19 protein-coding genes are annotated in these 25,147 nt (G+C 71.5%); 7 read left to right on the forward strand and 12 right to left on the reverse strand.

Going from position 1 to position 25,147, the window contains the following annotated elements:
* Window positions 1–15: 15 nt before the first annotated feature.
* On the forward strand, window positions 16–747 hold the full coding sequence (gene rph / locus AB0C03_RS20320; protein WP_030331265.1) for a ribonuclease PH: 732 nt from the start codon (window positions 16–18) through the stop codon (window positions 745–747).
* Between the two features lie 52 nt (window positions 748–799).
* Window positions 800–1,414 carry an RdgB/HAM1 family non-canonical purine NTP pyrophosphatase gene (gene rdgB, locus AB0C03_RS20325; protein WP_030331263.1) on the forward strand — a complete coding sequence of 205 codons (615 nt, stop codon included), beginning with the start codon at window positions 800–802 and terminating at the stop codon, window positions 1,412–1,414.
* Between the two features lie 79 nt (window positions 1,415–1,493).
* Here the strand turns inward: rdgB and AB0C03_RS20330 are convergent, their stop codons facing one another.
* The 7 genes from AB0C03_RS20330 to AB0C03_RS20360 form a co-directional block, all read right to left on the reverse strand.
* Complete coding sequence (locus tag AB0C03_RS20330; protein WP_357638344.1) at window positions 1,494–2,969, reverse strand: glycosyltransferase family 39 protein; 1,476 nt, start codon at window positions 2,967–2,969, stop codon at window positions 1,494–1,496.
* 271 nt (window positions 2,970–3,240) lie between these two features.
* Entirely contained in the window at window positions 3,241–4,779 is a 1,539-nt protein-coding gene (gene hutH / locus AB0C03_RS20335) for a histidine ammonia-lyase (protein ID WP_357638346.1), read from the reverse strand.
* Window positions 4,776–5,972 (reverse strand): imidazolonepropionase, encoded by a 1,197-nt coding sequence (gene hutI / locus AB0C03_RS20340; RefSeq protein ID WP_210863388.1) that lies wholly within the window; start codon window positions 5,970–5,972, stop codon window positions 4,776–4,778. Before hutI ends, hutH begins: the two co-directional genes overlap by 4 nt.
* The gene (locus tag AB0C03_RS20345) at window positions 5,969–7,330 is read right to left on the reverse strand and encodes a formimidoylglutamate deiminase (RefSeq protein ID WP_357638349.1); all 1,362 of its coding nucleotides are present in this window, start codon (window positions 7,328–7,330) and stop codon (window positions 5,969–5,971) included. Before AB0C03_RS20345 ends, hutI begins: the two co-directional genes overlap by 4 nt.
* Before the next feature lie 256 nt (window positions 7,331–7,586).
* Window positions 7,587–8,789, reverse strand: a complete 1,203-nt coding sequence (locus AB0C03_RS20350; RefSeq protein ID WP_030331257.1) for an allantoate amidohydrolase — start codon at window positions 8,787–8,789, stop codon at window positions 7,587–7,589.
* On the reverse strand, window positions 8,786–10,444 hold the full coding sequence (gene hutU, locus AB0C03_RS20355) for a urocanate hydratase (protein ID WP_030331256.1): 1,659 nt from the start codon (window positions 10,442–10,444) through the stop codon (window positions 8,786–8,788). The genes AB0C03_RS20350 and hutU overlap by 4 nt, the downstream gene beginning before the upstream one ends.
* 16 nt (window positions 10,445–10,460) lie before the next feature.
* On the reverse strand, window positions 10,461–11,312 hold the full coding sequence (locus tag AB0C03_RS20360) for a MurR/RpiR family transcriptional regulator (RefSeq protein WP_030331255.1): 852 nt from the start codon (window positions 11,310–11,312) through the stop codon (window positions 10,461–10,463).
* A 201-nt stretch (window positions 11,313–11,513) separates the two neighbouring features.
* On the opposite strand from AB0C03_RS20360, the gene AB0C03_RS20365 reads away from it, so the two are divergent.
* From AB0C03_RS20365 to AB0C03_RS20375, 3 genes are all read left to right on the forward strand, one after another.
* Window positions 11,514–13,514 (forward strand): trypsin-like peptidase domain-containing protein, encoded by a 2,001-nt coding sequence (locus AB0C03_RS20365; protein WP_357638352.1) that lies wholly within the window; start codon window positions 11,514–11,516, stop codon window positions 13,512–13,514.
* Window positions 13,514–15,256, forward strand: a complete 1,743-nt coding sequence (locus AB0C03_RS20370) for an O-antigen ligase family protein (protein ID WP_357638354.1) — start codon at window positions 13,514–13,516, stop codon at window positions 15,254–15,256. Before AB0C03_RS20365 ends, AB0C03_RS20370 begins: the two co-directional genes overlap by 1 nt.
* Window positions 15,257–15,525: 269 nt before the next feature.
* A complete protein-coding gene (locus AB0C03_RS20375) occupies window positions 15,526–16,491 on the forward strand; it encodes a glycosyltransferase family 2 protein (protein WP_357638356.1) in 966 nt (321 codons plus the stop codon).
* A gap of 60 nt (window positions 16,492–16,551) precedes the next feature.
* Here the strand turns inward: AB0C03_RS20375 and AB0C03_RS20380 are convergent, their stop codons facing one another.
* From AB0C03_RS20380 to AB0C03_RS20400, 5 genes are read right to left on the reverse strand one after another with little or no spacing between them, the layout of a single operon-like run.
* Complete coding sequence (locus tag AB0C03_RS20380; protein WP_357638358.1) at window positions 16,552–17,262, reverse strand: nucleotidyltransferase family protein; 711 nt, start codon at window positions 17,260–17,262, stop codon at window positions 16,552–16,554.
* Entirely contained in the window at window positions 17,259–18,299 is a 1,041-nt protein-coding gene (locus tag AB0C03_RS20385; RefSeq protein ID WP_357638360.1) for a GDP-mannose 4,6-dehydratase, read from the reverse strand. Before AB0C03_RS20385 ends, AB0C03_RS20380 begins: the two co-directional genes overlap by 4 nt.
* A complete protein-coding gene (locus tag AB0C03_RS20390) occupies window positions 18,296–19,240 on the reverse strand; it encodes an NAD-dependent epimerase/dehydratase family protein (protein WP_357638362.1) in 945 nt (314 codons plus the stop codon). Before AB0C03_RS20390 ends, AB0C03_RS20385 begins: the two co-directional genes overlap by 4 nt.
* Window positions 19,237–20,268, reverse strand: coding sequence for a glycosyltransferase (locus AB0C03_RS20395; protein ID WP_030331241.1), 1,032 nt, complete (start codon window positions 20,266–20,268; stop codon window positions 19,237–19,239). The genes AB0C03_RS20390 and AB0C03_RS20395 overlap by 4 nt, the downstream gene beginning before the upstream one ends.
* Before the next feature lie 33 nt (window positions 20,269–20,301).
* Window positions 20,302–21,900 (reverse strand): lipopolysaccharide biosynthesis protein, encoded by a 1,599-nt coding sequence (locus AB0C03_RS20400; RefSeq protein WP_357638364.1) that lies wholly within the window; start codon window positions 21,898–21,900, stop codon window positions 20,302–20,304.
* Between the two features lie 304 nt (window positions 21,901–22,204).
* Between AB0C03_RS20400 and AB0C03_RS20405 the strand changes: the two genes are divergently transcribed.
* Window positions 22,205–23,320, forward strand: a complete 1,116-nt coding sequence (locus AB0C03_RS20405; RefSeq protein WP_036411375.1) for an endo-1,4-beta-xylanase — start codon at window positions 22,205–22,207, stop codon at window positions 23,318–23,320.
* Window positions 23,321–23,520: 200 nt separating this feature from the next.
* Entirely contained in the window at window positions 23,521–24,978 is a 1,458-nt protein-coding gene (locus AB0C03_RS20410; protein WP_051708389.1) for a sugar transferase, read from the forward strand.
* Window positions 24,979–25,147 lie beyond the last annotated feature (169 nt).

A 25,147-nucleotide genomic window follows, 5' to 3' on the forward strand; every position in this document is an offset into this window, starting at 1 on the left:
GCATAAGGTGCAGGCATGGCGCGACCTGACGGGCGAGGGCCCTCTCAACTCCGACCGGTGACAGTGACCCGTGGCTGGAGCACCCACCCGGAGGGCTCGGTGCTCGTCGAGTTCGGTGGCACCCGGGTGCTCTGCACGGCGAGCGTCACCGAGGGCGTGCCCCGCTGGCGCAAGGGCTCCGGGCTCGGCTGGGTGACCGCCGAGTACGCGATGCTGCCCCGGGCCACCAACACCCGCTCCGATCGGGAGAGCGTCAAGGGCCGGGTCGGTGGCCGCACCCACGAGATCTCCCGGCTGATCGGCCGTAGCCTGCGGGCCAGCATCGACCTCAAGGCGCTCGGCGAGAACTCGATCGTGCTCGACTGCGACGTGCTCCAGGCCGACGGTGGCACCCGCACCGCCGCGATCACCGGCGCGTACGTCGCGTTGCACGACGCGGTGGGCTGGCTTGCCGCCCGCAAGGCGTTGGCCGGCAAGCCGGAGAAGGTGATGCACCGGTCGGTGGCCGCGGTCAGCGTGGGCATCATCGCGGGGGAGGCCCGGCTCGACCTCTGCTACGAGGAGGACGTCGCCGCCGAGGTGGACATGAACGTGGTGTGCACCGGCGCGGGCGACTTCGTCGAGGTGCAGGGCACCGGCGAGGCGGGCGTGTTCGCCCGCGACCAGCTCGACGCCCTGCTCGACCTGGCCGTCGCCGGGTGCGCCGAGTTGGCCGAAGCCCAGCGAAAGGCACTTACCTCCCCGTGAGCGCGAGGAGTGAGCTTGCGAGCCCCGCAGTCGCGAACAAAGGTGATTCAGCATGAACAAGGTCCTGCTCGCCACGCGTAACCGCAAGAAGCTCGTCGAGCTGCAGCGGATCCTGGACGGTGCGCTCGGCGCGCACCGGATCGCCCTGCTCGGGCTGGACGACGTCGAGCAGTACGCCGAACTGCCGGAGACCGGCCTGACCTTCGGCGAGAACGCGCTGATCAAGGCGCGGGAGGGGTGCCGGCAGAGCGGGTTGCCGACCATCGCCGACGACTCCGGGCTCGCCGTCGACGCGCTCAACGGGATGCCGGGCGTGTTCAGCGCCCGCTGGTCCGGCAAGCACGGCGACGACCGGGCCAACCTTCAGCTGGTGCTGGATCAGATCGCCGACGTGCCCGACGAGCAGCGGGCCGCCTCGTTCGTCTGCACCGTGGCGTTGGTGCTGCCCGGCGGCAAGGAGCACCTCGTCGACGGCCGGCAGCCTGGGCGGGTGCTGCGCGCACCGCGCGGTGACGGCGGCTTCGGCTACGACCCGATCTTCCTGGGCGACGGGCAGGACCGGACCAACGCCGAGCTGACCCCGGCGGAGAAGGACGCCATCAGCCACCGGGGCAAGGCGTTGCGTGAGCTGGCCAAGCTGGTCGCCAAGGTGCTGCCGCCCGCCTGAACACCCGGCCCGTTCCAGCTGAGCCCCGAGTGGGCTGGCTGGCGAAGGTGACTGACGGACGACCGTAACGGCCCGTCAGTCACCCCTTCTTGGGCCGGGGGGTGAGCAGTGAGACGCTCACGTCGGTGAAGCGGTCCACCTGGGTCACCACGAACCGGGCCCGCAGCGCCTTCTCCACCTCGGGATTCATCCCCGCGAACGAGGTCAGCTTGGTGGTGGACGGTTTCGTGTTGATCAGCCAGATCCGGGCCCTGGTGTCCAGGCACTTGGCCGGCCCGCCGCACCACGCCCGGTAGTTCGGCGTCGCCTGCCCCTCGGTCGCTTGGAACACCTCGGGGAGCGGCTTCTCCTGCAGGTAGTACTTGATGCCAGCGTTCGCCCACCACGGGAACGGGCCGGTGTACGCCACCAGGTCACCCGTACGTCGCTGCTGGTCGATCACCGCCGCGGCGCCCCGCAGGTCGGGTTCGAACTCGGTGACCGGAGCCCTGAGCGCGACGTGGCTGCTGAGACCCACGAGGAGCACCAGCACCGGGACCGCCACGGTGAACGTACTCAACCGCTGGGCGGCGACCTGCACCCCGGCGGCCGCCAACAGGCACCACGCGGGCAGCACGAACAGCACGTAGCGCTCGGTGAAGAGCAGCATGACGGGAGTCAGCGCCCACAGCAGAATCAACGGACCGAGGGCCCAGGCGGCGAGGTAGCCGACGCGGGGTCCACCGCCGACACAGCCGAGGATGCCGAGGCCCAACAGCACCCCGCCGACCCCGATCGCGCCGGGCAACTCCAGCATCCACTCGCTGAGGTCGCCCACCGAAACGGGTTGGATCCACGCGATCTGACCGCTCTGTGCCTTGGCCAGCCACACCAGCGGTGACAGGACTGCGACAGCGGCCGCTGTCGCACCCATCCACCAGGTGACCGGCTGCCAACTCTGCCGTCGGCGGGCCTCCAGCAGGACGAGCAGGCCATGTGCGGGCAGCACCACCAGGGCGATCAGGTGCAGCCAGCCGACCAGGACGAGCATGAGGGCGTAACAGATCCAGGCCACGCGGGAGTGCCGCTGCGTCGCCATCACCGCGAACAGGCCGGCCGCCGCCACCGCGGCGATGACCAGACCGTAGGGCCGCGCCTCCTGCCCGTACCGGGTCACGACCGGTAGGAGCCCGAACAGCACGCCAGCCAGCAGACCCACCCGTGGGCCGTACAACATTCGGCCCTGCAGGGCCGTCAGGGCGGCCGCGATCGCCACGGCGATCATCGAGGGAAGGCGGAGCGCCACCTCGCTGTCGCCGAAGAGCCGCACCCAGAAATGCATTCCGAGGTAGTACGGAAGGAGCACCAGATCCTTCTGCTGCACCAACGCATACAGCTCTCGGAGCCCCATTCGGGCGGCGTCGAGTGTCGCGAACTCGTCTCGCCACAGCTGGCGGCGTCCCGCGGCGATCAGCACCACGACGAGGGTCAGCGCGCCGGCGGCCAGCGGTACCGCCGCGGGCCGCTGCCACCACTGCTGGCCAGTGCCGGTGCCGGTGCCGGTGTCGGTGGCCACCGGCGACGCGGTGCCATCACCATCACCACCAGCGGCTGGCGTTGCCGCCGCCGCAGACCTCTGTGCTGGTATTCCGGAATAGCGATCGCCGAGATGCAACTCTTCAGTGACGTCGTTCACGCCTGCTCACCTTCGGAACCCATTCCGGATGCCCCCGTCGGGCGGGAGGCTCCGGATACCCCCGCCGGGCGGGAAGCCTAGCAAGGGCCTCGACCAGCGAAATCCACCTGAACGGCTCAACCTTCCGGACGGTGGGAGCGTCTTTTCCGCGTCAGCTGAGCGTGCCGATTTCCGATTCGATGGCGGCTCGCAGGTTCGGACCGCTCACCACCGCACGGGCCGTCTCCACCAGGGGAGCGAGGAACACGTCGGGCCCGGGCTCGCCGATCACGTCGGTGAGCGCCTCCACGGCGGCCTTACCGGCCGGTGACGGCTGCAGCGGGGCCCGCAGTTGAAGGCCGCGTACGCCGGCCAGCAGCTCCACGGCGAGCAGGCTGGTCAGGTTGTCCAGCACGGTACGCAGCTTCTTGGCTGCGGCCCAGCCCATCGAGACGTGGTCCTCCTGCATTCCGCTGGTGGGCAGCGAGTCCACCGAGGCGGGGGCGGCGAGCCGACGGTTCTCGGCGACGATCCCGGCCGCCGTGTACTGGGCGATCATCAGCCCGGAGTTGACCCCGGCGTCGGGGGAGAGGAACGCCGGCAGCTCCCGGGAGCGGGTGACGTCGAGCAGCCGGTCCACCCGCCGTTCGGCGATCGCGCCCACCTCGGCGGCGGCGATGGCGAGGAAGTCCGCGGCGAAGCCGAGCGGCGCGCCGTGGAAGTTCCCGGTCGACTCGACCCGGCCGTCCGGCAGCACCACCGGGTTGTCCACAACGGACACCAGCTCCCGGGCGGCGACGGTGCGGACGAAGTCCAGGGTGTCGCGGGCCGCGCCGGCCACCTGCGGCGCGCACCGCATCGAGTACGCGTCCTGCACGGCGTGCGCCAGGTCGTCGCGGTGTGAGTCCATCACCCGGGAGTCCTGCAACAGCCGGTGGATGTTCGCCGCCGACGCCGCCTGACCGGGGTGGGGCCGGATCGCGTGCAGCTCGGGCAGGAACGGCCGCTCCGAGCCGAGCATCGCCTCGATGGCCAGCGCGGCCGTCACGTCGGCCATGGCGAACAGGTGCGCCGCGTCGTGGATGGCCAGCAACAGCATGCCGAGCATGCCGTCGGTGCCGTTGATCAGCGCCAGCCCTTCCTTGGCGGCCAGCTCGATCGGCTTGAGCCCGGCGGCGGTCAACGCGTCGGCCGCGTCCTGCCGCTCACCGGCCGGGCCGAGGACCCAGCCCTCGCCGAGCAGCACCAGCGCGCAGTGCGCCAGCGGCGCCAGGTCGCCGGAGGCACCCAGCGAGCCGTGCTCCGGCACCCACGGGGTGATGTCGTGGTTGAGCAGGTCGACCAGGGCCTCGGCGACCAGCGGCCGGACCCCGGAGCGGCCCAGGGCGAGCGACCGGACCCGTAGCAGCATCATGGCCCGGACCACCTCGCGCGGCATCGGAGCGCCCACCCCGGCGGCGTGCGAGCGGATCAGCGCGTGTTGCAGCTCGGCCCGTCGCTCCGGGGCGATGAAGGTGTTGGCCAACGCCCCGAACCCGGTCGAGACCCCGTAGACGGGGCGACCCGACGACTCGATGCCGTCCACGATGGCCCGGCTGGTCGCCATCGCCTCGATGGTGGCGGGGGCGAGGACGACCGTGGCGGTGCCGCGGGCCACCGCGAGAACGTCGTCGGCGGTGATCCCGGTGGGCTGGATGGTCACGTTCGTCATTGCGGAACTCCGTTGCGTATTACCTGGCGGATCAGGGGGACACCGGGCCGGTAGGCCAGGTGCAGGTGTGACGGCGCGTCGAGGACGACGAGGTCGGCCCGCGCGCCGGGGGTGAGGACACCGATGTCGTCGCGGCGCAGCGCCCGCGCGCCACCGGCGGTGGCGGCCCAGACCGCCTCCGCCGGGGTCATCCGCATCTCGCGGACCGCGAGGGCCACGCAGAAGGGCATCGACGAGGTGTACGACGAGCCGGGGTTGCAGTCCGTCGCCAGCGCCACTGTGACACCGGCGTCGAGCAGCCGGCGCGCGTCCGGGTACGGCGAGCGGGTGGAGAACTCCGCGCCGGGCAGCAGCGTGGCGACTGTGGTGGTGTGCAGGCCTTCATGGCACATGCAGTCGATCCGGTTCGACGCGAGCGCGTCGATGTCGGCGTCGGACAGGTAGGTGCAGTGGTCGACGCTCGCCGCGCCCAGCTCCACGCCGAGCTGAACGCCGGGGCCGGGGCCGAGCTGGTTGGCGTGAATCCGGACGCCCAGACCGACGGCCTGACCGCAGGCCAGGATGGCGCGGGCATGGTCCACGTCGAAGGCGCCCCGCTCGCAGAAAACGTCGACCCACTTCGCGTACGGCGCGGCGGCGGCCAACATCGGGCCGCAGACCAGCCCGACGTAGTCGTCGGGGCGGTCGGCGTACTCGGCGGGCACCACGTGCGCGCCCAGGAAGGTGGTCTCGGTGCTGCTTTCGGCGGCGATCCGCAGCGAGCGGGCCTCGTCGGCGACGGTCAGCCCGTACCCACTCTTGATCTCCATGGTCGTGGTGCCCTGGCGCAGCGCCTCCCCGCGCAGCCGGCGCACGTTGGCGCGCAGCTCGTCGTCGGTGGCGGCCCGGGTCGCGCCGACAGTGGTCCGGATGCCGCCGCCGGTGTAGGGCTGACCGGCCATCCGAGCGGCGAACTCGGCGGCCCGGTCCCCGGCGAAGACCAGGTGGGCGTGGCTGTCCACGAAGCCGGGCAGCACGGCGGCCCCGCCGGCGTCGATGTGATGGTCGGCGGCCGGCGCGTACGCGGACGGCCCGACCCAGGCCACCCGGTCCTCCTCGACCAGCACGGCGGCGTCGCGGCGGATGCCGAGCGGGCCCTCGCCGGCACCGTTGGTGACCAGCTCCCCGATGTTGTCGACCAGCAGGCTGCTCATGTGGGGTTCACCGCCTCGATGGCCGCCGCCAGCTCGGCCGGCACGTCGACGCTCAGGTGCCGGCCCTCGGCCACCACCACCCGGCCGTCCACCATGACCTGCTCGACGTCCGCCGCACCGGCCGCGAAGAACACGCCCACCGGCGGGACCCCGGCGGTGCGGGCGCTGTCCAGGCGTACCGTCACCAGGTCGGCGCGGGCACCCACGGCGATCCTCCCGGCGTCGGCCCAGCCCAGCGCGGTGTGCCCGGCGGCGGTGGCCGCCGTCAGCAGGTCGAGCGGTGCGAAGTGGCCGCGCCGGCGGGTACGCAGCCGCTCGTCCAGCTCCACCGCCCGGGCCTCCTCGAACAGGTCGATCACCGCGTGACTGTCGCTGCCCAGGCTGAGCCGGATGCCCGCCTCGGCCATCAGCCGGGCCGGGCCGATCCCGTCGGCGAGATCCCGCTCAGTGGTCGGGCAGAGGCACACGCCGGTCCGGCTGTCGGCGAGCAGGGCGAGGTCCGCGCTGGTCGGGTGGGTGGCGTGGACGGCTGTGGTGTTCGGCCCGAGCACGCCGTGCTCGGCGAGCAGCGCGGTCGGCGAGCGCCCGTGCACCGCCCGGCACTCGTCGTTCTCGGCCGGCTGCTCGGAGAGGTGCACGTGCAGCGGCGCCTGCCGCTCCCCGGCCCACTCGGCGACAGTGCGGAGCTGGTCGGCCGGGACCGCCCGCACCGAGTGCACAGCCGCGCCGACCCGGACGTGCGAGTCGGTCGGCTGGAACGCCGCGGCCCGTTGTGCCCAGCGGGCCGCGTCCCCGTCGCCGAAGCGGCGCTGTGGCCCGGCCAGCGCCTGGCCGTCCACCGTGGAGGTGAGGTAGGCGGTGTCCAGCAGGGTGAGCCGGATCCCGGCGTGCGCGGCGGCCTCGACCAGCGCCGCGCCCATCACGTTCGGGTCGTCGTACGCGCCGCCGCCGGGCCGGTGGTGCAGGTAGTGGAACTCGCCCACACAGGTGACCCCGGCGAGCGCCATCTCCGCGTAGACAGCGCGGGCCAGGGCGAGATACGTGTCCGGATCCAGCCGGTCCGCGATGGCGTACATCTGGTCCCGCCAGGTCCAGAAGTCACCCCGGCCGCCGTGGGTGCGCCCACGCAGCGCCCGGTGGAAGGCGTGCGAGTGCGCGTTGGCGAGACCGGGCACCGTCAGGCCGGGCAGCGGTACCGCGTCGGGGTACACCTCGACCCCGGCCGGTGGCCTGCTGCTGGGGGTCAGTGGCGTCACCGCCGCGATCCGGCCGGCTTCGACCTCGATGAGCACGTCGGGTGTGGGTTCGGCGTGCTCGGGCAGCCAGGCGTACTGGGCGAGCCAGCGGGCGGTGGTCATGCTCCTCGCTCCCTTTGGAGCTGAATCGTCTGCGACATCAGCGGCCGGGATGATGTCGACGGCTCGGGTGACATCCGCGGCCGGGGCGCTGTCGACGGTTCGGGTGGTGTCAGCGTGTGGGGCGCGAGGGCTGATTCGTTTGCGACATCAGCTCCAAAGCACGACGGCAAGAGGTGCCGACCAGCGCCGCGCCGCAGACCACGCACCCGCGCTCGCCGGAGATCCGAGGCCCCCGGCCACCAACTCGCCAGCTCGTTCACACGCATGTCAGCTCCTCCAGCACCTGGGCCAGCGCCCGTACCCCGGCCGCACAGTCATCGTCCGTCGCGGCCTCGGCGGGGGAGTGCGAAATCCCGGTCGGGTTGCGCACGAAGAGCATCGCGGTGGGCAGGTGCCCGGCGAGAACCCCGGCGTCGTGGCCCGCCCCGGTGGGCAGCACCGGGGCGTCGAGCAGCGTGGCCAGCCGCTTGGCCAGCCCACCGTCGAAGGCGACCAGTGGAGTGGCCGACTCCTCGGTGACTGTCACCTCCGTACCGTCGCGGCGGGCCCGCTCGGCGAGCTTGCCGCGCACCGCGTCGATCAGCCCGGTCAGCGTCTGCGGGTCGGCGGCCCGGGCGTCCAACCAGCCGGTCACCTTCGACGGGATCGCGTTGGTGGCGTTGGGTTCGACGGCGACCCGGCCCACCGTGGCGTGCGCGCCGCGCAGCCGGGCCTCCTTGTTGGCGGCCAGCACCGTGAACGCGTAGGTCAGCATCGGGTCGCGCCGGTCGGCCATCCGGGTGGTACCCGCGTGGTTGCCCTCGCCGACGACGTCGAAGCGCCACCTGCCGTGCGGCCAGATCGCGCTGGCCACCGCGACCGGCGCGTCCGTGTCGACCAACGCGCGGCCCTGCTCGACGTGCAACTCCACGAAGGCGCCGAACCGGCCCAGCAGCTCCGGCCGGGCGCCCGCCGGCCGGTCGCCGAGCGCCTCGGCGAAGCTCACCCCGGCCGCGTCGCGCAGGCCGGCCGCGCGCTCGGCCGACAGCGCGCCGGTGAGCAGCCGCGACCCCAGACACGGTACGCCGAAGCGCGCCCCCTCCTCCTCGACAAAGGCACCCAGCACCAGCGGCCGGGCGGGGGTGACGCCGGCGGCGCGCAGCTCGTCCACGGCGAGGAACGCGCTGACGATGCCGAGCGGCCCGTCGTACGCCCCGCCGTGCGGCACCGAGTCGAAGTGGCTGCCGGTGAGCACCGCGTCGGGCGCCTCCGGGTCACCCCAGTGGGCGAAGAGGTTGCCGTTGCCGTCCTCGGTGACCGGCATGTCCCGACGCTCGGCCTGCGCGCGGAACCAGGCGCGCAGCTCCCGCTCCGGCTCGGTCAACGCGTACCGCAGGTAGCCGCCGCTGTCGGCGTCCCGCCCGACCGGCGCGATCTCGTCCCACAGCGCCCGGAACCGGGCCGAAAGGTCGTCGCTCACGCCGGTCCGCCCTCGGTCATCGGCACCCGGACGCCGGTGCGGTCGGCGACCTCGCGGGCGCTCTCGTAGCCGGCGTCGACGTGCCGGATGACACCCATCGCCGGGTCGTTGGTGAGCACCCGCTCGATCTTCTGACCGGCCAGGGCGGTGCCGTCCGCCACGCACACCTGCCCGGCGTGGATGGACCGGCCGATGCCCACCCCACCGCCGTGGTGAATGGACACCCAGGACGCGCCACTGGCCGTGTTGACCAGGGCGTTGAGCAGCGGCCAGTCGGCGATGGCGTCGGAACCGTCGGCCATCCCCTCGGTCTCCCGGTAGGGGCTGGCGACGCTGCCGGTGTCCAGGTGGTCCCGGCCGATCACCACCGGGGCGGAGAGTTCGCCGGAGGCGACCATGTCGTTGAACCGCACGCCCGCCAGGTCCCGTTCGCCCTGGCCCAGCCAGCAGATCCGGGCCGGCAGGCCCTGGAAGGCGACCCGCTCACCGGCCAGCCTGATCCAGCGGGCCAGCGACTCGTTCTCCGGGAACAGGTCGAGGACGGCCCGGTCGGTGGCCGCGATGTCGGCCGGGTCGCCGGAGAGCGCCGCCCACCGGAAGGGACCCCTACCCTCACAGAACAACGGCCGGATGTACGCGGGCACGAAACCCGGGAAGTCGAAGGCGCGCTGATAGCCGGCGAGTTGCGCCTCGCCCCGGATCGAGTTGCCGTAGTCGAACACCTCGGCGCCGGCGTCGAGGAAACCGACCATCGCCGCCACGTGCCGGGCCATCGACGCCCGGGCCCGCTCGGTGAACTCGGCCGGCTTGGCCGCCGCGTACTCCCGGGCGTCGGCCAGCTCCACCCCCACCGGCAGGTACGACAGCGGGTCGTGCGCGCTGGTCTGGTCGGTCACGATGTCGATCTCCACGCCCCGCACCAGGAGTTCGGGGAAGACCACCGCCGCGTTGCCGACCACACCGACGGAGAGCGCGCGCCGGTCCCGCTTCGCGGCGAGCACCCGCCGCACCGCGTCGTCGAGCGAGTCGGCCACCTCGTCCAGGTAACGGTCGTGCACGCGGCGGTCGAGCCGGGTGCGGTCCACGTCCACGATCAGGCAGACGCCGCCGTTCATGGTGACCGCGAGTGGCTGCGCGCCGCCCATTCCGCCGCAACCGGCGGTCAACGTCAGCGTGCCGGCGAGAGTGCCCGCGAACCGCTTGGCGGCCACCGCCGCGAACGTCTCGTAGGTGCCCTGAAGGATGCCCTGGGTGCCGATGTAGATCCACGAACCGGCAGTCATCTGCCCGTACATGGTCAGGCCGAGCTGTTCGAGGCGGCGGAACTCCGGCCAGGTCGCCCAGTCGCCGACCAGGTTCGAGTTGGCCAGCAGCACCCGGGGCGCCCACTCGTGGGTGCGCATGACCCCGACCGGGCGGCCCGACTGCACCAGCATCGTCTCGTCCTCGCGCAGGTCGGTCAGGGTGCGGACCAACGCGTGGTACGACGGCCAGTCGCGTGCCGCCTTGCCGGTGCCGCCGTAGACCACCAGGTCGTCGGGGCGCTCGGCCACCTCGGGGTCGAGGTTGTTCATCAACATCCGCAGGGCGGCCTCCTGCTGCCACCCGCGGGTGGTGAGCTGGCTGCCTCGTGCGGCACGAATGGGCTGGGTCATCTCTGGTCTCCTCCGGTCAACCGAGGAACAACTGTCGGCGGGCCGCCGAGGCTTCGAACGCCTCCAGTCGGCGCTGGGTGTCGGCCGGCGCGGCATCGCAGATCGCCTGCAGCAGCACCATGGCCAGGGTCATCGGGGCGGTGTGCAGGTCGAAGACGAGCTGCGCGCCCACCGCGGCGGCGAGCACCACGTCGGCGTGCTCGGTGGCCGGGCTGACCGGTGAGTCGGTGATCGCCACCACTGTCAACCCGGCGTCGCGGGCGTCGCGCAACGCGTCCAGGGTTTCCCGGGGGTAGCGGGGCAGCACGAAGGCGAGCACGGCGCTCGCCCCGGCCTCGGCGGCCTGCTCCAGGCGGTCGGTGAGCAGGCTTCCCCCGTCGTCGAGGACGCGCACGTCCGGGTGCACCTTGGCCGCGAAGTAGGCGAAGTACGCGGCCAGCGGTGCGGCGGCGCGCAGGCCGAGCACCGGCAGCGGACGACTCGCGGCGAGCAACCGCCCGGTTTCGGCGATCCGGTCCCGGTCGGCGAGCTGACCGGCCAGTCGGTCCAGGTTGTCCATCTCGGCGCGGACCGCCTGCTGGAGCTCGTTGCCGGCGTCCGCCGACCCGCCCGGTGCGGTGGTGGTGAGGTCGCGCAGCCGGCGGCGCAGCGCCGGGTAGCCGTCGTGGCCGAGCGCGACGGCGAACCGGGTGACCGACGGCTGACTGACGCCGGCCAACTCGGCCACCTCGGCGGCGGACAGGTAGGCCACGGTGGGCGCGTGCTGCACCAGACAGTGCGCGATCCGGCGCTGGGTGGGGGTGAGCCGCACCCCCTGGAGCAGGTCGAGCACCTGCTCGGCCGGTGCCCCGACAGCTCCTTCATTCACACGGTGACTCTATGCATGAAAACTTTCAATAAGCAACAGGCGTCACACGTCGCTTGCCGGCTGGCCGGGGAACCCCTTGACGGGCTGGGAAAGTGCGCCTCGCGGGCCCCGTCAAACCGGCTGTCGGGCCGACGACCACCAGGGCGGCGGACGAGCGCGCTCTCTGTAGTATCCGCACGGCGGTTGAGCAGAGGAGTGCGCATGCAACCGGTTGGTCCGTACAGGTTCACCCACATGCTGGGCACCTGCCCGGCCGGTAAGGCATGGGCAGCCATCGACGGGCAGGGCCGGTTGGTGACGATTGCCGTGCTGAACGCGGCCGTCGCGGACGCGCCGGGCTGGCGGGAGGCCTTCGTCGGCACCGCCAACGGGTTGGCGCAGGCGCCCGGCGGTCAGACCTTCGCCTACGCCGACTTCTCCGCGGCCGAGCCGTGGGTGGCGTACCCCGCGGAGGCAGGCCCGGGCGCGGAGCGACTGTTCCGGGCGCTCGGCCAGGACTACCAGCCGGTGCCCACCGAGGGCGTTCCCGCCGCCCCGGTCTCCGGCATCCCGCAGCAGGTTTCCGGCGTGCCGCAGCAGGTGTCGGGCATCCCTCAGCAGGTGTCTGGTGTGCCGCAGCAGGTTTCCGGGATCCCGCAGCAGGTGTCCGGCGTCCCGCAGCAGGTTTCCGGGGTGCCGCAACAGGTGTCGGGTGTGCCGCAGCTGACCTCGGGCCCTCCGCCGGCGCCCTGGGCGCTGCACGCCGGCCCGCCGGTGGCGCCCAACCCCAACCCCAACCCCGCGCCCGCGCAGCCCGCCACCGACGAGCCGCAGCCGCCCGCCGTCGGACCGGTGGACGCCCCGCCACCGCACGATCCGTTCGCCGCGCCGGTGCGACGGATCCAGCCGTCGGCCCCACCGAAGCGGCGCACCGGCCTCTGGGTCAAGGTGGCCGCGTTCGCGCTGGCGGTGGCGGTGGGCAGCGGTGCGGCGGTCTGGGCGCTCGCCCCCGACGAGCCGACCGACCCCGACATCCCGCCGACAGTTGGCGCCACCGCGTTCCCCACTGCCGCCGCCGTCGACCCGCCACTGAAGCCATGGGCGCAGGCCGCCCCGTACAGCCCCGAGGAGCGCGCGTTGGCGGTTGCCGCGCCCGCGCTCGTCTTCGTCGAAACGGTCTTCACCGGCTACGTCCGCGACGCCAGCACCAACGCGCCGATACGGGCCACGCCCATCACCTTCACCCGCAGGTGCAGTGCCTTCGTGGTCACCCCGGACGGGCACGCCCTCACCAGTAGCGCGTGCGTCAAGCCCACCCAGGAAACCGCCCGGCAGATCGCGCTCGACACGGTGGCCCGGATGCTCGTGCGCGAGCAGACACTGGTCCCCGCGCAGGTCCAGGAGTACATCCGGACCAACATGGGCAAGACGAAGTTCACCGGCATCGATCCGGGCACCGAGCCCGGTACCGAGATCCACGGCCAGCTCAACACCGCCAAGGGCAACCTCACCACGGAGCCGGCGATCCCGGCGCAGGTCGTCCGGGCGCTGCCTCCCGACACCGGCAACATCGCGCTCATCAAGCTGGGCCGGGGGAGCCTGCCGGTGGCGGAGCTCAACCCCTCGGCGACCCTCACCGACGGAAGTTCCCTGCTGATTGTCGGCTTCGCCACCACCGATGACGACTTCCGCACCGCAACCTACGGCCCAAAGTCGAAGCTCGTCGGTATCACCGGCACCGGGCGGCGGGGGTCGGCGTCGATCTCCCGCATCAACCAGGATCTCGGAACCACGTCCCACGGCGGTATCGCCCTGGACGCGAGCGGCCGGGTGGCGGGGATGATCGACCAGGATCAGGCTCGCCCCGACAGGGCAAATCGGGTGATTGTCCCGTCGTCGAGCCTGAACGCGCTGATCGGCGAGGCCGGAACCGCCAACAAGCTCGGTGACTCCGACAAGCTGTATCGCAAGGCCCTGGACGCCTACTTCGCTGGTCAGCACTCGGCGGCGATCACCCAGTTCGACGCGGTCGCGCAGGCATCCCCCGGCAACCTGCTGGCGAAGGCGTACCGGCAGAATGCCGTGGAACGGCAGCAGAACGAGTCCGAGCCGAGCGACCAGTCGGTCTGGCTGATGGCGTTGCTCGCCGGTGCCGGCGGCGCCCTCTTCGTCGGTCTCATCGTGCTCGTGGTGATGCTGGTCCGACGCCGTAGGGACGTGTGATGAACGGTTCCATCCAGAGCATGGCCCCGCCGACGGACCGGCCCGCCCGGCCCATCTCGGGGCTGCTCTCCACCGCGATCGTGGTGGTCGTCGGCGCGCTGCTGGTGCATGTGCTGCTCGAAACCTGGGCCCAGGTGCTGAGCGGGCCGACGAGCGTGGATCCGCGCGCCAACCTCGACGGCTCGGCCCAGTGGCCCAAGCAGCTGAAGACCGTCCTCTACCTGGGGCTCGCCGGGCTGACGGTGGTCAAGGTCGCCGTCGATCGGCTGTGGCACCGGTTCCTTACCGGCGCCGACCTCGCCCTGGTGGTGCTGGGGCTGGTGATGGTGCTCGCCGGTCTGGTGAACGACTCCTCGATGTCCCTGATGGGCGAGGCGCTGTTCGTCTACTTCCGTGGCGTCATCGTCTTCTACGCGCTGCGCGCGGCCGACCTGAACTCGACGATGATCCGTCGCCTGCTCATCGTGGTGGCCGTGGTGGTGAGCGTCAACGTTCTGCTCGCCCTCGTCCAGATGGTCGTGGGTGAGCCGGCCTACCGCGTACTCGGCTGGGTGGACCTGACCTGGTCGGAGCAGAGCCGCGCGCAGGGGCTGCTGTCCCACCCGAACCACCTCGGCCACGTCCTGGGGCTGACCCTGCTCGGTTTCGTCGCCTGGCTGGCGACCGCCACCGACGTCCGACGGCGCTGGTGGGCGGTGGCCGTCGTCGCCACCGTCGCCATGTCCGCGACACAGTCCAGGGAAACGCTGCTGGGCGTCCTGATCGGCGCTGTGGTGATCGCGGTGGTGGCCCGCACGAACACGCGACGCATCCTCGCCGTCTGCCTGCTGGTGGTCCTCTGCACCGTCGCCCAGATCGCCGCCCGGCCCGACAACCGGGCCGAATGGGAACGCCGCATCGGCAACGCGTTCACGAGCTTCAATCACCCGGCGGGCAGCGAGTCGTCCCCGCCAGCTCCGCCGGCGGCGGCCACGGCCAAGCCCTCCCCGACGGCCACCCCCCGGCCGGACGGCGGCTCGACCGCGTCAGGTGGCCCCAAGACCTCGGCGAAGCCGTCGACGTCGCCCGGGACCAGCGGATCCGGCGGTCCGGGCGGATCGCCGGGCGCGGCCACGCCGCAGCCCACCCACTCGCCCGCGCCGGTCCGCGAGATCCGGGTGCTCTACCTCCAGCAGGCAGGGAAAATCCTGCCGCGTCAACCCCTTCTCGGCTTCGGTATCGGCCAGTTCGGCGGTGTGGTCGCCGAGAAGGACAATCCGAACTGGCACAAGAACCCGAAATTCGGCCCGGGTGGCTTCAACCGCTACGGCTTCCAGGCGGTTCAGGTGGACTCCTTCTGGCTGCACCTGATCATGGAGGTCGGCGTTCTGGGGTTCGGCGCGTACCTGGTGTGGCTCTTCATGATTGCCAAACCACTGCTGGCCCGGACCCGTCAACTGCGTCGTACGGGCCACCGGCCGGCACCCAACGTGCTGTGGGGAATTGCCGCACTCATATTCGCCTGCATCGTTGGCTTCCTCTCGCCGTCGATGGAGGATCCCCTGCTCCCGCCCCTTCTCTGGACGGTCGTCGGTCTGGCCTGGTGGGCCGCACGGCGCTCCGCCCCCATCGATCAGAAGGACGGCGGGCCCGCCGATGCCACGGGCCCCGCCGGTGCCCGGGAGGACGACACCCGCATCCTCACCACCGACGAGATCCTGGCGCAGGCGCGTCGGGTGCGACCCCCGGCGGGGTTCCGCTGAGGTAGCGCGACACGCGTTTGTGTCACTACTCGTCCACATTCAGTAGTGGTGCGATCATGAGTGCGTCGCTAGAATCCATCTGCCGCGCGCGGCGTTCAGATCGGGCATCCTTCGGCGTGACGGTCCTACCGGAGCGTCGCCAAGGGACGACCAGCAGTGACCATCACGGGGGTTGTGGGCATGGGCGATACAAGCAGAGCCGATGGCTCGTCCGTTGGCCGGGCACCGGTCGACGCGAGCCTCGCCCCGAGCGGCGGTCGACGCTCGCGGTGAGCGAGGGCCCTTTCGCGGTGCGCGCCGCTCAGTTGACCGACCGGGATCCTCGCGCACTCCAGCCACTGCCGGGCGCCCACGGCCGTCACGTCGACGCGCCGACGGTCGGGCTCACCGGGCCGGTCCGTCCCTCCGTCGACGCGCCGACGGTCGGGCTCACCGAGCCGGTGCGCCGGGTAACTCCGGCGATCTCGGTCTGCATCGCGGTACGGGACCGTCCCGAACTGCTCGTGACGTCCATCCGCAGCGTGCTCAGCGGCACCTTCGACGACTTCGAGATCGTCGTGGTCGACGACGGCTCCACCGTGCCGGCCCAGGAATGCCTGGCCGCCGCCGATCTCCTGGCCGACCAGCGCATTCGACTCGTGCGTCAGAAGCCGTCGGGCATCAGCGCAGCCCGTAACACGGCCCTGCGCGTCGCTCGTGGCCGTTACGTCACCGTCCTCGACTCCGACGACGAGTTCACTGAGGACGGGCTGGCCCGCATCCAGGAGTTCCTGACCCGGACCGGGGCCGTCTGGATCTACACCGACTACGAAGAGCTGGTGGGCAACTCCGCTCGGTCGATCAGCCTCCCGTCCTACCCGACGGCACGCCGCATGCTCTGGTCGGTCCTGACCCGTCCGCGGCTGCCGTTCAAGCACTCCGGCATGTCCATCGAGCGCGAGCTGCTGGTCCGCCTCGGCGGCTACGACGAGAAACTACCGATCAAGGTCGACGTCGAGCTGGTCCTGCGGGCGCTCGCCAGCGGCGTCCACCCGGCGCACCTCGACCATCCGGTCGTCCGGTTCCACCGGCACGAGGGCAGCATCAGCCGCCGCCGGATCGCCGGGCTCAGCGTCTGGTTCCAGCTGATCAGCCGGTACACCCGCCCACGGGTGCCGGGCCTGGCGCTGGTCATCAAGGCGGTGCGCGCCAGCAGCGAGATCGGCAAGTGGTTGGTTTCCGCGCTCGGTCGCTGAACCAAACGACTCGGCCCGGCCACCCCTCGGGGGCGGCCGGGCCGAATCGTCGTGGTGGCGTTAGTCGGGCGGCAGGAACCCGGTCGGGTTCTCCGCGAACATCTTGTTGGCCAGGCTGTAGTCGTCCACCCGCCCAATGTCCAGCCAGAAGCCGCGGTGCCGCCAACTGGAGACCCGCCCGTTGGTGCTCAGCTGGTCGAGGATGAGTTGCGGCATGTCGTACGCGCCGGCCGGAATCTTCTCGAGCGCCTTGGGTGACATGGCGTAGGCGCCCATCGAGACGTCGAGGTTCAGCGTCGGCTTCTCGTCGTAGCCGACCACGTCACCGGACTCGTCAATCTTGAGGATGCCCAGCTCGATCTTCTCCGACCGGGTGTACACGCTGATCGTCACCGGGGCTCCGCTGCCCCGGTGATGCGCCATCAGGGCCGTGAAGTCCAGGTCGGTGAGCAGGTCGCCGTTCATCACGAAGAAGTCGTCGTCCAGGCTGCCCGCCAGTTGGCGCAACGGCCCCGCCGTACCCAGGGGCTGCTCCTCGCGGATGTAGTCGATGTGCAGGCCCAGCTTGCGGCCATCCTCGAAGTACCCCTCCAGCAGGTACGCCAGGTGACCGGTCAACAGTGTCACGTCGGTGACGCCGTGTGCCTTGAGCTGGCGGAGCAGGATCTCCAGGATCGGGATGTCACCGACCGGCATCAGCGGCTTCGGGAAGCTGGTGGTGAAGGGACGCAGCCGGGTGCCGCGCCCACCAGCGAGAATGATCGCCCTCATACCACGTACCGGTCCACATCGAACCGGCCCAGATTCGCCCGCACGTAGTCGACGACCTCGGTGAGGCCCTGACGCAGCGACACCGTGGGCTCCCAGCCACAGCGTTCCCGCGCCCGCTCGGTGCCGGCGATCAGTTCGAACACCTCGCTCTGCGGGGGCCGCAGCCGCTGGCTGTCCTCGACGATGTCGATGTCCGGTCGCCCCGCCACCTCCGCGATGAGGCGCGCCAGGTCACCGATGGCGATGCCCCGGCCGTTGCCGATGTTGGTGACCTGCCCGACGCACTGGTCGGCAGCCGCCACGGCCATGAACCCGGCCGCCGTGTCGGTGACGTACGTCAGATCGCGCACCGGCCGCAGGTCGCCGAGGGCGATCTTCTCCCGCCCCGCCACCACCTGGGCGGCGACGGTGGGGATCACCGCGCGTGCGCTCTGCCGGGGACCGTAGGTGTTGAACGGCCGGATCACGGCCACCGGCAGATCGAACGACCGGTAGAACGACTCGGCCATCGCGTCGGCGCCGATCTTCGAGGCCGAGTAGGGCGACTGGGGCTGAATCGGGTGGTCCTCGTCGATCGGCGTGTAACGGGCCGTCCCGTACGTCTCGGACGTGGACGTGTGAACCAACCGGCGCACCCCGAGGTCACGCGCCGCCTCCAGCACGTTCAGCGTGCCGGTCACGTTCGTCGCCACGTAGGACGCCGGGGCCACGTAGCTGTACGGGATCGCGATCAGCGCGGCCAGGTGGAAGACCGTGTCGCAATCGGCGATGGCACGGCGGACCGCGAAAGGATCGGTGATGTCGGAGTGCACCACCTCCACCGACCGGCGGACCTCCGGGTCGACGTCGGCGAGCATGCCGAGGTCGGACCGACCGGTGTACCGGACCATGGCGCGTACCTCCGCCCCGGCCCTGACCAGTCGCTCGGTCAGGTGGGAGCCGATGAACCCGCCGGCACCGGTGACCAGAACTCGGCGCCCCGCCCAAGCCCCATCGGTTGATAACGCCGTCATCCCGTGCCTCTCCTTGTCATTCATTGGCCGGCTCCGGCCGGCGTTGCCAACTCCGTCAGCAGGCCACGTAGGCTATCCCGCAACGGCGTCTCAGCCTTCCAGGGTGTCCCGGCGGCGAGTTTGGCCGCCGAACCGACCTGACAGCGAAGGTCGCTGTGCCCGGCGACCACGTCAACGACGGACCAGTCCAGCCCGGCCAGGTCCAGCAGGATCTCCAGGACCCGCCGGACGGTCACCCCGGAACCCGAGCAGACATTGTAGATTTCACCGGCCCTGCCCAGCTCCGCCAGCTCGACGTACGCCCGCGCGACATCTCTGACGTCGGTGAAGTCGCGCACCGCGTCGAGGTCGGCGACCTGGACCCGGTCGGCGCGCCCGGCCACCACGTCAGCCACCCGTCGGGCCAGCGAGCCGGCCACCGTGGCACCGTCCTCGCCCGGGCCGACATGATTGAAGGGACGGGCGGCCACCACCGCGATCCGCCCGTCGGCGCCGAGCGCGAGGGCCAGCGACTCCGCGGCCGCCTTGGCATGACCGTAGGCGCCCACCGGTCGGGGCAACGTCTGCTCGGTGATCGGGTTCAGTTCCGGCGGCACCGCGCCGTACTGGGCGGAGGATCCCGCCAGGACGAGACGCGCCGGCCGGCCCGACCGGGTGTCGACCCGGCGCAGCTCCTGGCACAGGTTGTAGGTGGTGTGCACGGCATCGGCCACCACGTCCGCCCCGCTGGCCCCCCGCTGGGGGAGGGTCGCGGCCAGGTGGAAGACGACGTCGGGGCGTACCGCCTGGAGCCGGGCGCGGACCGCCGCCGGATCGTGCAGGTCCAGCTGGTGGTAGGTCTCGCCTGGACCGGGCTGCCGGGGCCGGCGACCCAGCCCGACCACCCGCTCACCGTTGGCGGCGACCAGGCGACGCAGGTGGGTGCCGACCCAACCGTGCGACCCGGTCACGAGCGTGGTGCTCACGACCCGAGCACCGACCGGTAGATCTCGGCGATCCGCTGCGCCACCAGGCGCTCGTCCAGCCAGCTGCTTCGCTCGCGCCCGTTTGCCCGTACGCCGTGGTGCAGCACCTCGCGGACCCGGTTGGCCAGCTCCGACACCAGGTGGTCGCGGGCCGCCCCGGTCAACGGACCGGCCGGGAACGGCACGACGGCTCCCGGTCGTACGTCGGCCAGCACCTCCCCGACGTCGCCGACATCGACGGTGACGACCGGCAGGCCCATCGCGGTGGCTTCCTTGACCACCGTGGGGGAGCCCTCACTGCCCGGCCGTGACGTGAACAGCATGACGTCGGCCGCGTCGTACTTGCGGACCAGGTCGGCCTCGGGCTGACCCGGCGCGGACAGGATCAGCTCCTGCACCGAGGGGTCCTGGCGCCGCAGCTCGGCCAGCGCGTCACGAAAGACGTCGTAACCCTTCACCGCCCGGCCGGGGTCGGCGCCGAAGAGCACCACCCGCGCGTCGGGGGCGATGCCGAGTGCCTGCCGGGCGGCGAACCGGTCACCGGGCTGGAACAGCTGGAAATCGACCCCGTTGGCCACCACGTGGCCGGCGGCGTCACCGGCCGTCTCGGCCAGCCGGCGGGACACGTAGATCCGGGCCCGGGTGCCACCCCAGCCCAGCTTCGTCATGAAACGTTGGCGGGGTGCGTTGACGTCACTGCCGTAGAGCGACAGCACGCGGGCCGGGTGACCGGCGAGCCGCGCCGCCGGTGCCGTCATCCCGTAGTGCACGTGGACGATGTCGTAAGCGCCGGACCGGGCCCGACGACGGATCCGGCTGGCGGCGGTGAAGTAGTCCAGTTTGCCGCGGGACTGGGCGACCACCTCGACATCGACGTGGTGGCCCAGCGCGCGCAGCGCGGACACCTGTCGCTGCACGAAAATGCCCCGGTAACTGCCCTGCTCCGGCCACAGGTTCGTGACCGCCAGGATCCGCAGGGTGCGCTGCTGGGCGAGGGGTGGGGACAACTGCTCGGACGTCTCGTTCACGCTGTTCTCTTTCTTCAGACGCTCTGTCGGGTCTCAGACGGCAGTGGTGACCGGGGTGGACGCGGAACCGCGGCGGTGGCTGCGGGCGAGGACGAGCAGCCGGCGAATGTCACCACTGAGCACGAGCCCGGCCACGACGAACCCGGCGAGGGTCACGCCGGCGGCGGTCCACGACCAGGTCTGCATGACGTCCAGGCGGGTCACCAGCGCGGCGACCACGACCAGGGCGATGCTCCGGACCAGGGTCATCGTCCAGGCGAGCCGGTGCAGCCACCAGACCGCGACGACCGGAATGGTCGCGGTGACGGCGGTGCCCACCAGGTAGCCGATGCCGACCCCGGTGGCACCCATCGACCTGGCCGCGCCCACCACCACGGCCAACCCGATCAGGCAGCCCACCACGGCGGAGATCACCGGCACCCGGGCCTGGGTCAGCGGGCCGCTGGCCAACGCGTTCACCGACGGCACCTGAAGGATGCCGAGGAAGGCGGCGCACAGCATGACGCGCAGCACGGTGGCGCCGGCGGCGTACTCCTGGCCGCCGAAGAGGCCCAGCACGAGGGGCGCGGCGAGCAGGCCCACCACGAAGACCGGGGCCATCGTCACCGCCAGGGCACGCGTGGACGCGTCCACCTGTCGGCGTACCGCTGTGGTGTCCCCGGCGCCCTGAGCCCCGGCCATGGCCGGGAAGAGCGCCAACGCGAGCGCCCGGGGCAGGAACCACAGCGGTGCGATCAGGGCGACGGCCGCGACCAGGTAGGCCACCTCGGACGGGTCCGCGAAGTGACCGCCGAGAAGCTGGGTCGTCTGGAGGAAACCGGCGCTGGCCAGCGTGCCGATGCTGCCCAGGACGGCGAACGTGACGACCTCGCGTCGATCGAACCGGCCACCGGCCGGCACCCCCTCCCGCCGACGGTGCGCGCGCAGCTGGTGCCGGCACAGTGCGACGAAGACGCCGTAACCGAGGCAGAGCGGCAGGAGGTAGGCGGTCTCACCGGTGGCGATCACCACGACGGTGGTGACCACCGCCAGCGCGGACGTGGCCAGTTCGATGCGGGCGTACTGGGGGACGAGGCCGTGGCCGTACATGGCCGCCTTGTCCACGGTGTAGAGCGAGTAGGTGGCTGTCAACACCGCGAGCGTCAGGGTGTCCACCACGCCGAGGTGGTAGATCCCTTGCACCACCAGCGCCGTCGCGGCGCCGAGCACCAGGCAGGCCGTCAGGCCGAGCCGGGAGAGGAACCGGTGTACGGCCCAGGCCCCGGGCAGGTCGCCGGCGCCACGATGAAAGGCGACGAACTTGGACAGGCCGCTGGAGACGCCGCCGGGCAGCAGCAGGCTGGCCACCATGCTCGCGGCCAGCATGATGCCGACCAACCCGTAGGTGGCGCGGTCCGTGGCGTGACTGGTGAGTGAGCCGTGCACCAGACGGGTCGCGCCCACCGCCACCAGGGCGAGCATCGAGAGCGCGCCGCTGCGCACGATGGTGGAACCACCACGAACCGGAGGCTTCGGTGGGGGCACCGCGGCGACTCCGCGCGCGGCGGCGTCACCGGGTGCGCCGCCGAGCGGTGGGACCCCCGGATCCCGCAGGCGTGCGCCGCTGCCGTTGATGGGATGACCGTGCTGCACTGTCAGACCGCCGATGTCTCTATGGGTCGCGGCGCGACCGGGGATGAACGCTGGCTGCGGTCGGCCTGCACGGCAACGTCGGCGCCGAGGAGGTCAGCCGACAGGCGGGCGGACCCTTATGGTCGAGGGTCGTAGGATCGATCAGGCGCATCAGTTGGGCCTCGTCATGCTGCGTCGCAACTTCTGTCTGGGGATGCTAATGACCGAAGAGGTCCGCGCCGGTGCCGCGACGGGCACCGTTGTCCGAACGGACGACGGCTGGCCGGTGTCGCCATCGCGGGTGCCGACATCGGTCGACCGCACGATGTCACGGCTGCCCCGGGCTCGTGTGGTGGTGCTGTCGGTGGTGGTGCTGGTCCTCGTCGCCTGCGCAGCATACTTTGGCTGGGACCGCGGGGTGGGCCCGGTCGAGTCGGTCGCCGCCCCCACCGCACAGCCGTCGGCAACCCCGGGTCCTCCGGCGCTGCGGGACCTGATGCCGCCGAACGTCAGGATCGGAACCGCCGTCAGCGGGCAGATGTTGGCTTCGGACCCGCGGTACCGCGCGACGCTGTCGAGTCAGTTCAACGCCGTCACGTCCGAAAACGCGATGAAGTGGACGATCCTGGAGCCGAAGCGCGGCGTGTACGACTGGTCGGCCAGTGACCAGTTTGTCGACTTCGCCAAGGCCAACGGGCAGGCCGTCTACGGTCACACCCTGCTCTGGCACAGCAACACTCCGGTGTGGGTGACCGAGAGCTGGTCGCCCGAGCAGCTGCGCGCCGTGCTCAAGCAGCACATCACCACAGTCGTCAGCCGCTACCGGGGCAAGATCTGGGCCTGGGACGTGGTCAACGAGGTGCTCGCCGAGGACGGGTCGTTACGAGACTCGTTGTGGCTGCGCAAGCTGGGCCCCCGCTACATCGCCGACGCGTTCCGCTGGGCCCACGAGGCGGACCCGGACGCCCGACTGTTCATCAACGACTACGGCACCGAGGGTCGCACCCGGAAGGCCGACGGCCTGCTGCGGCTGGTCAAGGAGCTGCGCGCGGGTGGCGCGCCGGTGCACGGGGTCGGCTTCCAGAGCCACATCCGGTTGGGGGCGCCGCCGAAGGACGCGACGGGAAACCTGCGCCGCTTCGCCGCGTTGGGCGTCTCGGTGGCCATCACCGAACTGGACGTACGGATTCCGTTGCCGGTCACCACCCAGAAACTGCTGGACCAGGCGCTGCTCTACCAACACATGCTCAAGGCCTGTCTCGCCGTCGCCACCTGCGAATCGGTGACACTGTGGGGCTTCACGGACGTCAGCAGCTGGATCGGTTCGCACTATCCCGGGTACGGCGCCGCCTGCGTCTTCGACGAGGAGTTCGCGCCGAAGCCGGCGCACGGTGCGCTCGCCCAGGAGTTGAGTGCCCGGAAGTCGCGACCACCGAACTGATCCGGCTGAGGAAGGACCCGAACCGCCACTAGGCACGACGTGGCATGGACGCATAGGGTGCACGTCGCGATCTCCCGACGGGGGCGACATGGGAAAGGAAGGTCGTGTCCGCACACACGCAATTCCTCACGGCTGTCTCGTCGCAGCAAAGACCGAGCTTCGACCCCGACCTGGGTGTGATCACGCCTCCGTCCAACGGCATGGCCCGGTCGGTGTTCGCCCGTCCGGTCGCGCCTCGGGCCAACTGGCGTCGCCGCTACGTGGCCTGGCTGGTCCTGCTCGACGTCCTCGCGGCCCTGGCCGCCAGCCGGACGGTCGTCACCCTGCTGGCCGACGCCGACGCCGGTTTCTGGGACCAGCGGGTGCTCGGGAACGTCAGCTCCTTCAGCCTCGCGGCCTTCGTCGGCGTTCCGGTGGGCTGGCTGATTTTGCTCGTCGCGTCCGGGGCGTATGACCAGCGGGCGCTCGGGCTGGGCACCGAAGAACTCAAGCGGGTCGCTAGGGCGAGTCTCGCGATGGCCGCCGCTGTCTCGTTCCTGGCGCTCGGCTTCAAGAAGGATCTGTCCCGGGCCACTGTCGCCGCCATCATCGTCTGCCTGCTGCTCTACACGCTGGTCGTTCGGTTCGCCGCCCGGGTCGTGCTTCGGCGGATCCGGCGTACCGGGCGGGCGTCGCAGAAGGTGCTGCTGGTGGGCCGCCTCGTCGACGCGCTCGCGCTGCACGAGGTGGTGACCCGCAACTACGGGGCCGGGTTGCACCCGATCGCCATCCACCTGCCCCACCATCCCCGTCCGGGCGAACGGGTGAACGCCCCGGTGCCGGTGTACGTGGGCTGGGACCTGGTGCCGCTGGTCCAACAACTCGGCGCGGACACCATCGCCGTCTGCGGGCCCGCCAGCCTGGAGTCGTACGAGCTTCGCAAGCTCGCCTGGCAGTTGGAGGGCACCGGCCTGAACCTGGTGGTGGTCCCCCAGGTCACCGACGTCACCGGTCCCCGCATCCACGTCCGGCCCATCGAGGGCCTTCCCCTGCTCAATGTGGACGAGCCGACCATCTCCGGTCTCTCGCTGTTGGCCAAGAGCGTGCTGGACCGGGTGACCGCGCTGGTCGGGCTGGTGCTGCTGAGCCCGGTGCTGTTCGCCATCGCGCTGGCCATCAAGATCAACGATCCCGGGCCGGTGATGTTCCGGCAGACCCGCATCGGCCACGAGGGACGCGCCTTCAAGGTCTGGAAGTTCCGGACCATGTACACCGACGCCGAGCAGCGGCTGGCGACCTTGAAAGATCGCAACGAGAGCGACGGCCTGCTCTTCAAGATGAAGGACGACCCCCGGGTCACCCCGATCGGCCGGCACCTGCGGGCGCTCTCCCTGGACGAACTGCCCCAGCTGATCAACGTGCTGCGCGGGCAGATGTCGCTGGTCGGGCCACGTCCACTGCCCACCGAGGACGACGACTACCGCGGTGACGTCCGCCGGCGGCTGCTGGTGCGGCCCGGCATCACCGGCCTCTGGCAGATCTCCGGCCGCTCCGACCTCACCTGGGACGACGCGGTCCGACTGGACCTGCACTACGTGGACAACTGGTCGCTGGTGTACGACCTCGCCATCCTCTGGAAGACGGCCAGCGTGGTGCTGGCCCGGCGCGGAGCGTACTGACCGACCCCGATCACCGGGGTTTCCCGGAAGAACCACCGACAGCGACGGGGGGGGGGGGGGGGGGCCCCCCCCGGGGGGGGGGGGGGGCGGGGGGGGGGGGGGCGCCCGGGCCACCGGTTAATAATAGAGGAGGCGGAGGATGTCGGCGCCCCCGGGCCGCCCGACCCCC

This window comes from Micromonospora parva, assembly GCF_040649675.1.
GTDB classification, from domain to species: Bacteria; Actinomycetota; Actinomycetes; order Mycobacteriales; family Micromonosporaceae; genus Micromonospora; species Micromonospora parva.

What these genes read in the sequence shown, in the direction of transcription:
- hutU (WP_030331256.1), bottom strand. Translation starts at nt 10,444, where the DNA reads ATGACCCAGCCCATTCGTGCCGCACGAGGCAGCCAGCTCACCACCCGC.
- AB0C03_RS20370 (WP_357638354.1), top strand. Translation starts at nt 13,514, where the DNA reads ATGAACGGTTCCATCCAGAGCATGGCCCCGCCGACGGACCGGCCCGCC.
- AB0C03_RS20385 (WP_357638360.1), bottom strand. Translation starts at nt 18,299, where the DNA reads ATGAATGACAAGGAGAGGCACGGGATGACGGCGTTATCAACCGATGGG.
- AB0C03_RS20365 (WP_357638352.1), top strand. Translation starts at nt 11,514, where the DNA reads ATGCAACCGGTTGGTCCGTACAGGTTCACCCACATGCTGGGCACCTGC.
- AB0C03_RS20380 (WP_357638358.1), bottom strand. Translation starts at nt 17,262, where the DNA reads ATGAGGGCGATCATTCTCGCTGGTGGGCGCGGCACCCGGCTGCGTCCC.
- AB0C03_RS20345 (WP_357638349.1), bottom strand. Translation starts at nt 7,330, where the DNA reads ATGACCACCGCCCGCTGGCTCGCCCAGTACGCCTGGCTGCCCGAGCAC.
- rph (WP_030331265.1), top strand. Translation starts at nt 16, where the DNA reads ATGGCGCGACCTGACGGGCGAGGGCCCTCTCAACTCCGACCGGTGACA.
- hutH (WP_357638346.1), bottom strand. Translation starts at nt 4,779, where the DNA reads ATGACGAACGTGACCATCCAGCCCACCGGGATCACCGCCGACGACGTT.
- rdgB (WP_030331263.1), top strand. Translation starts at nt 800, where the DNA reads ATGAACAAGGTCCTGCTCGCCACGCGTAACCGCAAGAAGCTCGTCGAG.
- AB0C03_RS20405 (WP_036411375.1), top strand. Translation starts at nt 22,205, where the DNA reads ATGTCACGGCTGCCCCGGGCTCGTGTGGTGGTGCTGTCGGTGGTGGTG.
- hutI (WP_210863388.1), bottom strand. Translation starts at nt 5,972, where the DNA reads ATGAGCAGCCTGCTGGTCGACAACATCGGGGAGCTGGTCACCAACGGT.
- AB0C03_RS20410 (WP_051708389.1), top strand. Translation starts at nt 23,521, where the DNA reads ATGGCCCGGTCGGTGTTCGCCCGTCCGGTCGCGCCTCGGGCCAACTGG.